Below are 12,422 nucleotides of genomic sequence, written 5' to 3'. Positions count from 1 at the left end.
AAAAAAGGAAAGGGAGCGATTATAACAAGCACTGGCTGAAAATTCCCCACTCCGTGCGTCTGTATATCCGGGTCAGCGCACGCGGCACACGGAGGCGCCCCTGATTTCAACCCAGCCCTCCATCTCCAGCAGCATCAGGCGACTTTGCAGTGCCGACACATCAAGCTCCGTTTGCAATGCCAGGGTATCCAGCCAGATGGGTTCAAAGGGGACCTGCAGCAGCAGGGCATCCGCTGGCGGCTCAGGTGTTGTCGCCGCAGCCGGTGAAGAGCACTCGCTCGCCAGCACGCCCAGCAGGGCAGAGAGGGGTTCGACAATATGGTCCACCTGCTCCACCAGTGTTGCCCCTTCACGGATCAGGGCGTGGCAGCCACGGCTGAGGGGGTTGCTGATGGCGCCCGGCAGGGCAAATACCTCACGCCCCTGTTCCAGCGCCTGACGCGCGGTAATCAAGGAACCGCTGCGCAAGGCGGCTTCAATGACCAGCGTCCCCACCGACAGGCCGCTGATCAGCCGATTGCGCCGAGGGAAATGGGCCGGTCGGGGCGGGGTACCGGGCGGATACTCCGAGATAATCAGCCCCCCCGTATCCAGCAAGGCCCGGGCCAGCCGGGCATTGCGTCGCGGGTAGACGCGATCCAGTCCGGTTCCCACCACCGCCAGCGTGGGGCGGAACCGGTCCACACAGCCCTGATGGACCGCCGCATCGATACCCAGTGCCAGGCCACTCACCGGCATCAGGCCGACCTCGGACAGGGCCGCGGCAAACTCATAGGCGAGCCGGCAACCGTTGCGACTGGCACTCCGGCTGCCGACCATGCCCAGCATGGGCAAGGGCAGGGCCGAGAGGTTGCCCTGACACCAGAGCACCAGTGGCGGGTCGGCGATTTCATTCAGCAGTACTGGGTAATCGGGGTGTGTGGGGGTCAGCAGTTGCCAGCCGGCATTATCGGCCTGCTCCAGCATCTGCTCGGTCTGTTGTCGGAGGGTGCCGCCGCGCTGATAGTCATGAATGGCCGCCAGTGTTTGACGGCGCAGGCGCAGATGCGTCGGCAAACCGGTTTCGCCCCGCATCAGTGCCGGCAGGAAAACGCCTTCCTGGCTCAATCGCGCTGCCGTCGCCGGGCCCATGCCCGGCAGCAGGCTGGCAGCGATCCACTCCCTTGGATCGCCGTTCATACGTATATCTCCCGATCAGGGCTGGCGCAGCAGGTCGCCGACCGAAATCACGTTGGTCGCGCGCAACACCAGGCCATAGCTGACCCGATCAAAGGCACGGAACACCATCAGTTCCCCGGCACGCTCGTCCGGCAGTTTGACCAGATCACCGGTCACCGGATCCTTCACCATCTCGCCTTTCTTGTAGATGGCAAAGACGTGGCCCGGCTCGACACCGTCCACTTCACCGAAGCTAAGTGCCACCGCGTCATACTGGCCCACCTTGGCCACGCCTCCCAGCACATCGATGATCAGGGCATCATCCAGCGCAGGGCCGGGCTTGGGATAAAACATGGACTGAATGCGGCTGGTGTCATTGGGCAGCAGGCGGTCACGGGTACGGACCTCTTCGCGGGTTTTGGTCAGGTCCAGCGTCAGGATGTCATCTTCCTGAGCACTGATGGCCGCATCAGCCACCTTGAACAGCTCGTAGCCCAGAAACTCGTCGGTTACCGGGTGACGGTACTCACGAGCGGGTCGATACAGGCTTTGCTGGTCAATGTCCGGATCAATCAGGGTACCCCGTGCGTAAACACGGTCTCCCGCACCGGCAATGATGCTTTCGTTGCGCCCGCCAATCACGTAGGGCGCCTCGGCCAGGACATCTTCCTGTACCACCCGGTTGTCATTCAGGAAGCTGGCAATGTCACGCAGCGGGATGGCCGGAATCGGTTGATCCAGCTTCTCGACGCGCTCCTGTGGGGACAGCTTGCGCACGCCTCGCTGCAGACTCAGGCGGGGCTGGCCGTCGACCCAGGTCAGATAGATCACGTCACCCGGGTAGATCAGGTGCGGATTATCGATCTGTGGGTTCACGTCCCAGACTTCCGGCCAGCGCCAGGGGCTCTGCAAAAAGCGCCCGGAGATATCCCACAGGGTATCGCCCTTGACCACGACATACTCGGTCGGGTGATTGTCCTGCAGCTGCAGGCGATCCGCGCAGGCGGCACCGGCCCAGAGCAGGCAGCTCCCGATCAAGCTATACAGCACTCCTCTCATTGTTCAACTCCCTTGTCGGTTTCCGGCCTTGTACCACCCGCCCGTGCAGCGTGCTCAAGGTCCCCAAAGCAATGCAATAGGCACGTTATTCAGTATAATGAGGCTAGCTAGACAATTTTGCCACCAAATGGTCGGATTTTAACCTCCGAAAAAGCATATACCTATGGCCAAGCTCAATATCCTTGAATTCCCTGACCCGCGTCTAAGAACCATCGCCGAACCGGTTGAACAGGTCGATGACGAAATCCGCCAGCTGGTGGACGACATGTTCGAGACCATGTACGACGCCCCCGGGATCGGCCTGGCCGCGACCCAGGTCAACGTGCACAAGCGCATTGTGACCATCGACGTTTCCGAAGACGGCAATGAACCGCTGGTGCTGATCAACCCCGAATTTACCGTGCTGCAGGACGAGCTCGAGAAGATGCAGGAAGGCTGCCTGTCCGTGCCGGGCTTTTACGAGGAGGTGAAACGCCCCAACCGTATTCTGCTCAAGGCGCTGGACCGTGACGGCACCCCCTACGAGCTGGAGGCCGAAGGGCTGCTGGCCGTGTGCATTCAGCACGAACTCGACCACCTGAACGGCAAGCTTTTTGTGGATTACCTGAGTGCCCTGAAGCGCAACCGAATTCGCGGCAAGCTGGAGAAGAAGCACCGCCTGGAGACACACCAGGCCTGAGCCACTCACCCGAGAGCAGGTTTGCAGCAGCAAACCTGTTTTTGTATGGAGCCCTCTTGAATGAGCCAAACCCCGCTTCGCATTATCTTTGCCGGCACCCCCGAGTTTGCAGCCTCCAGCCTGGCGGCTGTGCTCGACACCGAACATGACGTTGTTGCCGTATATACCCAGCCCGACCGTCCAGCAGGGCGTGGCCGCAAGCTGCGTCCCAGCCCGGTCAAGACCCTTGCACTGGAGCATGATGTCCCGGTCTATCAGCCACTGTCGCTGAAAGATCCGGCAGAACAACAGACGCTGGCCGACCTGAACGCGGACCTGATGATCGTCGTGGCCTACGGTCTGATCCTGCCGCAGGCGGTTCTGGACGCCCCCCGACTGGGCTGTATCAACGTGCATGCGTCCCTGTTGCCACGCTGGCGTGGCGCGGCCCCGATTCACCGTGCGCTGCTGGCAGGGGACGAGACCACCGGCATTACCATCATGCAGATGGATGCAGGGCTTGATACCGGCGATATGCTGAGCAAGGCCGAGTGCAGTATTCGCCCTGACGACACCAGCGGCAGTCTGCATGATCGTCTGGCGGCACTGGGCGCCCAAACACTGGCAGAAACACTGGGGCCTTTGGCAGCCGGCCAGCTTAAGCCCGAACAACAGGATGACAGCCAGGCCACTTACGCCCACAAGCTGGAGAAGCGGGAAGGGCAGATCGACTGGCAACAGCCCGCCGATGCCGTCGCGCGCGCTATCCGTGGCTTCAACCCCTGGCCCGTCTGCTTTACCACGCTGGGGGATGACAACCTGCGCGTCTGGGCCGGCACGCCTGACAACAGCCCCCATGATGCACAGCCCGGCACCATTCTCTCGGCCGACAAACAGGGTCTTCGGGTTGCCTGCGGTCAGGGCAGTGTCTGTCTGACCGAACTGCAACTGCCCGGTGGCCGCCCACAACCGGTTCAAACCCTGCTGAACGCACACAGCGCACGCCTCGCTCCGGGGGTTCGCCTTGGCTGAGCCAATCAACATCCGAGCACTGGCCGCTAACGTGCTGGCCCCCTTGCTGCGCCAGCACGGCTCCCTCAGCACCCATCTGCCGGACGCACTGGTACATTGCCCGGAGCAGGACCGTGCTCTTCTGCAGCAGCTCTGCTATGGCACCATGCGCGAGCTGTTCCGGCTGGAGCGCCTGGCCCAGCACTTTCTGCGCAAGCCCTTCCGGACTCAGGATCTGGACCTGCAGGCACTGCTGCTGATCGGTCTCTGGCAGCTTCGCGCCAGCCGTATTCCGGCCCATGCGGCACTGAATGAAACCGTGTCCGCGACTGAAGACCTGAACAAGGCTTGGGCCGGCAAGCTGCTCAATGCCATTCTGCGCCGTTATCAGCGGGAACATTCAGAAGTAGAAGCCGAACTCGCGAACGACCCGGTATTCCAGTGGAATCACCCCCAGTGGTTCATCAGCAAGCTGATGCATAACTGGCCCGACCACTGGCAAGACATACTCTCCGCCAATGACACCCAGGCCCCCATGACTCTCAGGGTTAATAAGCGCTTACTTACACGAAAAAAGGCGCTTGATCGGCTGTCTGAAGCCGGCCTTGAGGCAAAAGCGTGTGCGTACAGCCCGGACGGCATTACCCTTAAGAAGCCCGCGGACGTGGCGGCACTGCCCGGCTTTGCCGAAGGCGCTCTCAGTGTTCAGGACGAGGCAGCTCAACTGGCGGCTGGCCTGCTCGCGACCGAGCCCGGTGATCGTGTACTGGATGCCTGTGCCGCGCCCGGCGGCAAGCTCTGCCACCTGCTGGAGCAGAACACCCAACTCAAGGAGGTCGTGGCGGTTGAGCTCGAACCCGAACGGGCCCGGCGCATTCACGACAACCTGCACCGCCTTGGGCTCCAGCTGGAATGTCAGGTCCTGACCGCTGATGCCACCAGCCATGACTGGTGGGACGGGCAGCTGTTTGATCGGATTCTGGTGGATGCGCCCTGCAGTGCAACGGGCGTGATCCGCCGTCACCCGGATATCAAGCTGCTGCGGCAGGGTGAAGACATTGCAGCCCTGGCCGGTATCCAGCTTGGCATCCTGACCAACCTCTGGGGCCTGCTGAAGCCGGGCGGGCGACTGGTGTACGCCACCTGCTCCATCTTCAGCCAGGAAAACGAGCGCATCATTGAGCGCTTTCTCAAGCAGCAACCGGATGCTCGCCATCAGTCCATTGACGCGGACTGGGGTGAGGCCCGACCCTACGGCCGCCAGCTTTTCCCGCAAGTGGATGGGCATGACGGTTTCTACTATGCGGTATTGAACAAACAGGCAGACGACACACAGGCATGAAGATCATCATCCTTGGCGCCGGTCAGGTCGGCGGCTCACTGGCGGACCACCTGGCCAACGAGGCCAACGACATTACCGTGATCGATACGGACGGAGCCCGCCTGCGCGAGCTGCAGGACCGACTGGATATCCGTACCGTCGAGGGCAAGGCCTCCTACCCCACGGCACTGGAGCAGGCCGGTGCCCAGGATGCGGACATGCTGATTGCGGTGACCAACAGTGACGAGGTGAACATGATCGCCTGTGAGGTCGCCCGTACCCTGTTCAATATCCCGACCAAAATCGCGCGCGTGCGCGAGCATGACTATCTGCAGCGCAACCATGCCATTTTCGGTGACAAGGGCATCCCGGTCGACGTACTGATCAGCCCTGAAGAGCTGGTGACCCAGCACATCAAACGCATGATTCAGTACCCCGGCGCACTGCAGGTACTCGACTTTGCCTCGGGTCAGGCACAGCTGGTGGCGGTCAAGGCCTATTACGGCGGACCGCTGGTTGGACGCGAGATCTCCTTTCTACGCTCGCACATGCCCAATATTGATACCCGCGTCGCCGCCATTTTCCGTCAGGACCACCCCATGATCCCCAAGGGGGACACGGTGATCGAGGCAGATGACGAAGTCTTCTTCATTGCCGCACGACGTGACATCCGCGCGGTCATGAGTGAGCTGCGCCGGCTGGACCGCTCCTACAAGCGCATCATTATCGCCGGTGGCGGCAACATCGGTGCACGTCTGGCCAGCTCCATTGAAGGGGATTACCAGGTCAAGCTCATTGAGCGCAACCTGGAGCGCTGCAACCTGCTGGCCCGTGACCTGAACAATACTATCGTGCTGAACGGCAGTGCCTCCGACCGCGACCTTCTGGTGGAAGAAAATATCGAAGATACCGATGTGTTCTGCGCCCTCACCAACGATGACGAGGCCAACATCATGGCCTCCATGCTGGCCAAGCGCCTGGGCGCGCGCACGGTGATGACGCTGATTAACAACCCGGCCTACGTGGACCTGGTGCAGGGCGGGGTGATCGACATCGCCATCTCGCCCCAGCAAACAACGATCGGTGCCTTGCTGACCCATGTCCGTCGAGGTGATGTGGCGGCGGTACACTCCCTGCGGCGCGGTGCCGCCGAGGCACTGGAAGCGGTTGCCCATGGCGACAAGCGCAGCTCTCGTGTCGTCGGCCGTGCCATCGAAGAGATCGATCTGCCTCCCGGCACCACGATCGGGGCCATTATTCGTGGCAACGAAGTCCTCATTGCACACGACGATCTTGTGATCGAGAACGACGACCACGTTATCCTGTTTTTGGTGGACAAACGGCGCATTGCCGAGGTCGAGCGCCTGTTCCAGGTCGGCCTGACTTTCTTCTGAGGCGATACCATGCACTTTCAAGTGATTCTGCGCATTCTGGGCATTCTGCTGATGATCTTCAGCATTACTCAGTTGCCACCGGTTCTGGTATCCCTGTTCTATCAGGACAACACCCAGTGGGCGTTTATCACCGCCTTCATCATCACGCTGATCACCGGCTTCATCATCTGGGTGCCGGTCTATGGCGTTCGGCAGGAGCTGAGTATCCGTGACGGATTTGTGGTCACGGTGATGTTCTGGACCGTGCTGGGGGTGTTCGGGTCCTTGCCCTTGATGCTGTCCGATCACCCCGGTCTCAGCCCGGTTGATGCCGTATTCGAGTCCATTTCAGGGCTCACCACGACGGGTGCCACGGTGATGACGGGGCTTGACCAGCTGCCACACTCCATTCTCTATTATCGCCAGCAGCTGCAATGGCTGGGTGGCATGGGGATCATCGTCCTGGCCGTCGCCATCCTGCCCATGCTCGGGATCGGCGGCATGCAGCTCTACCGCGCCGAGGCGCCGGGGCCGGTAAAAGACAACAAGCTGACCCCCAGGATCACCGAGACAGCCAAGGCACTCTGGTACATCTATCTGTCTTTGACCATCGCCTGTGGGCTGGCCTACTGGCTGGCGGGCATGTCACCCTTCGATGCGATAGGGCACAGTTTCTCCACCGTTGCCATTGGCGGCTTTTCCACTCACGACGCCAGTATCGGACATTACAACAACCCCACCATCGAGATGATCGCCATCTTCTTCATGGTGGTGGCCGGGATCAACTTCGGCCTGCACTTCTTTGCCTGGCGGCACCGCACGCTGACACACTACCTGCAGGACCCGGAGGTTCGGTTTTATCTCTCGCTTTTGGGCCTGATTACGCTGCTGACGCTCTTCGTGCTGGTGATCACCTCCACCTATCCTGCGGTGGAAGCTCTGCGCAAGGCCGCGTTCATGGTGGTATCCGTCGCCACGACAACCGGTTTTGCGACCGCAGATTTTGCCCACTGGCCTGCCATGCTGCCGTTCATGCTGTTCGTACTCGCGTTCGTGGGTGGCTGTGCCAGCTCCACCGCTGGCGGCATGAAGGCGATCCGCATCCTGCTGATCCTGAAGCAGGGCTATCGCGAGATTCTGCGTCTGATCCACCCCAATGCCGTCATTCCCGTGAAGCTGGGGCAGCGGCCCATTTCAGACCGCATCCTGCAGGCCGTATGGGGGTTCTTTTCGGTCTACCTGATTGTCTTCGTGGTGATGCTGGTGGCGTTGCTGGCCACCGGTCTGGATCAGGTTACGGCCTGGTCTGCGGTCGGAGCGACACTGAACAACCTGGGCCCGGGGCTGGGCGAGGTATCGGCCCACTTTGGCGGACTGAACCCGACCGCCAAGTGGATTCTCTGCTTTGCCATGCTGCTGGGCCGTCTGGAGGTGTTTACCATGCTGGTCCTGTTCACCCCCGCCTTCTGGCGCCGTTAATTACTCGTAGAAGCGCGGCTCTCCCTGTGGGCGGGTACTGAAACGACGGTATTCCCATTGGTACTGCGCCGGCAGTGCCCGCACACAGGCTTCAACCGAACGGTTCATGGCGGCGGCGGCCACAGTCAGGTCGCGGCTGTTGATATCGGGCTCACCTGCCTGAAAGTGCAAATCAAAGCCCTCGGCATTGGGCAGTCGCTCCGCATAGGCACAGACAACCCGTGCTCCGGTCTGAGCCGCCAGCTGAGGCAGGAGTTTCATGGTCAGCGCCTGAATGCCAAAGAAGGGGACATGGATTCCGCCACTGGCTTCCGGTTCCTGATCCGGCAGAATGCCCACCATCTCACCGCGCTTGAGCGCTTTCATCACCATCCGCACACCACGGGTATCGGCTGGTGCCATCCGTGAGCCCAGACGGGCCCGCATGCGCTTGATCAGATCGTCCATCAGCTTGAGTCGAGGCGGCTTGTACATGGCCGTAAAGGCATAGCGATTGGAGAGGTAGAGGTTCAGCACTTCCCAGTTACCCAAGTGGGGCGCAATAAGAATGACCCCCTTGCCTTCGGCCAGCGCCGATTCAAGCACCTCTTCATGATGGATCTGTCGGATCTTTTTAAGCGTGCGTTCCGGGTGCCACAGCCAGGCCATGCCCATTTCTGCCAGCGAACAACCGGTCTGCTCCAGGCTATTCCCCACAAGCTGTTCCCGTGTCTGGGCATCCAGCTCGGGAAAACAGGCAGCAACATTGCGGCGCGTCTGCCGCGTCATCTTGGAGGCATCGCCCTTGCGCCACATGCGCCGACCCAGCCTGCGCCCCAGCCCCTGTGCCCAGCGAAGGGGGAGCAGGGACAGCAACCCCAGCACCAGTATGGCCAGCAGTGATTTAATCAATTTCACCTAAGCGCTCCACTCAAAGATCGTTATCAGAAGAGGATTATAGTCAGGCTGCTTCCCCCGGGTAAGGGGGAGGGCGTTCACGCCAGATTTTCCTTGCAGGGTCAAGCTTTACCCCCTGCTATTCATGTATAATTCGGCTCTTATTTCGACCACATTTAACAGCAATGGTGATTTCTGTGACTGACAAGGTGACTCCAGACGTTAGCACATTCCAGGGACTGATCCTGGCCCTGCAACAATACTGGGCCGAACAGGGCTGTGTCATCGTGCAGCCACTGGACCTGGAGGTAGGTGCAGGTACCTTCCACCCGGCAACCTTCCTGCGTGCGATTGGCCCCGAAACCTGGCGCTCGGCCTATGTACAGCCCAGCCGCCGACCGACCGATGGCCGTTACGGCGACAACCCCAACCGCCTACAGCACTATTACCAGTTCCAGACTGTTCTCAAGCCCTCTCCCGATAACATCCAGGAGCTTTACCTTGGCTCGCTGGAGCACCTCGGGATTGATCTTTCGGTTCATGATGTCCGTTTCGTTGAAGACAACTGGGAGTCTCCGACTCTGGGTGCCTGGGGTCTCGGCTGGGAAGTATGGCTGAACGGAATGGAAGTCACCCAGTTCACCTATTTCCAGCAGGCGGGTGGCCTTGAGTGTTACCCCGTCACCGGCGAGATCACCTATGGTCTTGAGCGTATTGCCATGTACCTGCAGGACGTGGACAGCATCTATGACCTGATCTGGACACGCTACCCCGACGGCAGCGTTGTTACCTATGGCGACGTCTTCCACCAGAATGAAGTGGAAATGTCAGCCTACAACTTCGAGCATGCAGACGTACCGGCACTGTTTGCCAACTTTGATCATTACGAGTCAGAGTGCCAGAAACTGCTTGCAGCAGGCCTGCCGCTGCCGGCCTATGAAATGGTTCTCAAGGCCTCTCATACCTTTAACCTGCTGGATGCACGCCACGCCATCTCCGTGACTGAGCGTCAGCGCTATATTCTGCGTGTACGTACGCTGGCGCGCGAAGTGGCCAGCGCCTACTTTGAAGCGCGCCGAGCCCTGGGTTTCCCGCTGGCACCCGAGTCCATCCGCAATGAAGTCCTGGCTGCCTGTGAGGAGGAGAAGTAATCATGTCACAACACGATTTTCTGGTTGAGCTGGGAACCGAAGAGCTCCCCCCGAAGGCACTGCAGACACTGTCTGGTGCTTTCCTGAATGGCATCACAGCCGGCCTGGATGATGCCGGCATTCAGTACACCGAGGCTCGCCCGTTTGCCTCTCCGCGACGTCTGGCCGTACTGATCACCAACATTGCTCCCCAGCAGCCTGACCGTGCCATCGAAAAGCGCGGCCCTGCCACTCAGGCACCTGAAAAGGCTGTGCAGGGCTTTGCCGGCTCTTGCGGTGTCAGCCCGGAGCAGCTCGAAGTAATGGAGACTCCCAAGGGTAGCTACTACGTCTACCGGGGTGTTGAAAAAGGTCAGAGCACCGCCGCACTGCTGCCGGCCATTGTAAGTGAATCGCTGAACAAGCTGCCCATTCCCAAGCGTATGCGCTGGGGTGCTTCTCGCACCGAGTTTGTTCGCCCGGTTAAATGGCTGTGCATGCTGCTGGGTGACGAAGTGGTTGAAGCCGAGATTCTGGGCCTTAAGGCCGATCGCAAGACACGGGGCCACCGTTTCCACTACGACCATGATATCGAGCTGATGGCACCCGCAGATTATGCACAGGTGCTGAAAAGCACGGGCAAGGTACTGGCCGACTTTGCTGAACGCCGTGAGTTGATCCGTGAGCAGGTCATCAAGGCAGGGGAGCAACTGGGTGGCGCTGCCCAGATTGATGAAGACCTGCTGGATGAAGTCACCGCACTGAACGAGTGGCCGGTTGCGCTGACCGGGCGCTTTGAAGAGCGCTTCCTGGAAGTGCCGGCAGAGGCGCTGATCTCTTCCATGAAAGAGCACCAGAAGTACTTCCACGCGCTGGACGCTGATGGCAAGCTGCTTCCGTTTTTCATCACCCTGGCCAACATCGAGTCCAAAGACCCGCAGCAGGTGATCGAAGGTAACGAAAAGGTTATTCGTCCTCGCCTGTCTGACGCCCTGTTTTTCTTTGAGACCGACAAGAAACAGCCGTTGGCTAACCGTAACGAAAAGCTCAAGAGCGTGGTATTTCAGCAGCAGCTGGGCACGGTCTATGACAAGACACAGCGTATTGAAGGGCTCGCAGCAGCTATCGCCGAACTGATTGACGGTGATCCTGCACTGGCTCGCCGCGCTGCCGAGCTGAGCAAATGTGACCTCATGACCGATATGGTATTTGAGTTCACTGACCTTCAGGGCCTGATGGGCTACCACTATGCGCTGCATGACGGTGAGCATGACGAAGTTGCTCTGGCTCTGAACGAACAGTATATGCCTCGCTTTGCCGGAGATGTACTCCCGACCACCCCATCCGGCATTGCACTCGCCATTGCGGACCGCCTGGATACATTGACCGGCCTGTTCGGCATCAACCAGCCGCCGACCGGGTCCAAGGATCCCTTTGCACTTCGTCGCGCAGCGCTGGGGGTATTGCGCATCATCGTTGAACACAAACTGGATATCGACCTGCACCAGCTGCTGGAGTTGGCTGCCAAGCAACATGGCGAACTACCCGGGAGTGAAGGTCTTGCAGATCGCGTACTGGACTTCATGCTCGATCGATTCCGCGCCTGGTATGAAGATCAGGACATCAGCGCCGAAACCTTCCTGGCTGTGCACGCATTGCGCCCAACCAGCCCGCTCGATTTCGACCGCCGCGTTCAGGCCGTGAGCCACTTCCGTGCGCTACCGGAAGCGGAGTCTCTGGCGGCAGCCAACAAACGTGTCAGCAATATCCTGAGCAAGCAGGAAGGTGATGTCGGTACTGATATTGATACTTCGCTGCTGACCGAAAGTGGTGAGAAGGCCCTGGCTGAAGCCATCACCTCCATCGAGGCAGAAGTTCAGCCTCTGTGCGAGCAGGGTGACTATCGCTCGACTCTGGAAAAACTGGCCTCTCTGAGGACGGTGATCGACAGCTTCTTTGATAACGTCATGGTTATGGCTGATGATCCTGCTGTTCGCACCAACCGCTTGGCCCTGCTCAAGCGTCTTCGCCGGTTGTTCCTCGGAGTTGCAGATATCTCACTGCTCGGCTAATCAGCTCAGGCTTCACAGCGTAATCCAAGCCCCGCACTCGCGGGGCTTTTTTTGTTCCACGTGAAACACCTCGCCTCTGATACCTGCCTTTCTTATCGACTTCACATCTCAAAAAATCAAACACACACCAAGTGTTTCACGTGGAACACTGAGATAAATATCAGGACCATAGGACCTGGGAGAAGAAGAACAAATGGAGGATAATGGATGCAGGGTGCAGGGTGCAGGGTGCAGGGTGCAGGGTGCAGGGTGCAGGGTGCAGGGTGCAGGGTGCAGGGTGCAGGG

The 12,422-nt window shown here is 59.9% G+C and carries 10 protein-coding genes; 7 read left to right on the top strand and 3 right to left on the bottom strand.

Going from position 1 to position 12,422, the window contains the following annotated elements; genetic code table 11:
* Positions 1–72: 72 nt before the first annotated feature.
* Together dprA and H9C73_RS14525 are read right to left on the bottom strand one after the other, a co-directional pair.
* Positions 73–1,179, bottom strand: a complete 1,107-nt coding sequence (gene dprA, locus H9C73_RS14530) for a DNA-processing protein DprA (RefSeq protein WP_209288629.1) — start codon at positions 1,177–1,179, stop codon at positions 73–75.
* 15 nt (positions 1,180–1,194) lie between these two features.
* Positions 1,195–2,217, bottom strand: a complete 1,023-nt coding sequence (locus H9C73_RS14525) for a LysM peptidoglycan-binding domain-containing protein (RefSeq protein WP_209288628.1) — start codon at positions 2,215–2,217, stop codon at positions 1,195–1,197.
* A 163-nt stretch (positions 2,218–2,380) separates the two neighbouring features.
* On the opposite strand from H9C73_RS14525, the gene def reads away from it, so the two are divergent.
* The 5 genes from def to H9C73_RS14500 are packed head-to-tail and all read left to right on the top strand — an operon-like array spanning position 2,381 to position 8,059.
* Positions 2,381–2,896, top strand: a complete 516-nt coding sequence (gene def, locus H9C73_RS14520; protein WP_209288627.1) for a peptide deformylase — start codon at positions 2,381–2,383, stop codon at positions 2,894–2,896.
* 60 nt (positions 2,897–2,956) lie between these two features.
* On the top strand, positions 2,957–3,907 hold the full coding sequence (gene fmt / locus H9C73_RS14515; RefSeq protein ID WP_209288626.1) for a methionyl-tRNA formyltransferase: 951 nt from the start codon (positions 2,957–2,959) through the stop codon (positions 3,905–3,907).
* Positions 3,900–5,228, top strand: coding sequence for a 16S rRNA (cytosine(967)-C(5))-methyltransferase RsmB (gene rsmB, locus H9C73_RS14510; RefSeq protein WP_209288625.1), 1,329 nt, complete (start codon positions 3,900–3,902; stop codon positions 5,226–5,228). The genes fmt and rsmB overlap by 8 nt, the downstream gene beginning before the upstream one ends.
* Positions 5,225–6,601, top strand: a complete 1,377-nt coding sequence (trkA, locus tag H9C73_RS14505; protein WP_209288624.1) for a Trk system potassium transporter TrkA — start codon at positions 5,225–5,227, stop codon at positions 6,599–6,601. Before rsmB ends, trkA begins: the two co-directional genes overlap by 4 nt.
* Positions 6,602–6,610: 9 nt before the next feature.
* Entirely contained in the window at positions 6,611–8,059 is a 1,449-nt protein-coding gene (locus H9C73_RS14500) for a TrkH family potassium uptake protein (protein WP_209288623.1), read from the top strand.
* On the opposite strand, the gene H9C73_RS14495 is transcribed toward H9C73_RS14500, so the two are convergent.
* Positions 8,060–8,956: a lysophospholipid acyltransferase family protein gene (locus tag H9C73_RS14495; RefSeq protein ID WP_209288622.1), complete on the bottom strand. Its 897-nt coding sequence runs from the start codon at positions 8,954–8,956 to the stop codon at positions 8,060–8,062.
* A gap of 164 nt (positions 8,957–9,120) precedes the next feature.
* Here H9C73_RS14495 and glyQ point away from each other — a divergent pair, with 164 nt between their 5' ends.
* Together glyQ and glyS are read left to right on the top strand one after the other, a co-directional pair.
* Positions 9,121–10,086 carry a glycine--tRNA ligase subunit alpha gene (gene glyQ / locus H9C73_RS14490; protein WP_209288621.1) on the top strand — a complete coding sequence of 322 codons (966 nt, stop codon included), beginning with the start codon at positions 9,121–9,123 and terminating at the stop codon, positions 10,084–10,086.
* Between the two features lie 2 nt (positions 10,087–10,088).
* Positions 10,089–12,137 carry a glycine--tRNA ligase subunit beta gene (glyS, locus tag H9C73_RS14485; RefSeq protein WP_209288620.1) on the top strand — a complete coding sequence of 683 codons (2,049 nt, stop codon included), beginning with the start codon at positions 10,089–10,091 and terminating at the stop codon, positions 12,135–12,137.
* The last annotated feature ends 285 nt before the right edge of the window (positions 12,138–12,422 follow it).

Source organism: Marinobacterium alkalitolerans, assembly GCF_017776525.1.
GTDB classification, from domain to species: Bacteria; Pseudomonadota; Gammaproteobacteria; order Pseudomonadales; family Balneatricaceae; genus Marinobacterium; species Marinobacterium alkalitolerans.
Note: the sequence above shows the minus strand (reverse complement) of the source record. Positions and strands in the feature narration are given on the sequence as shown.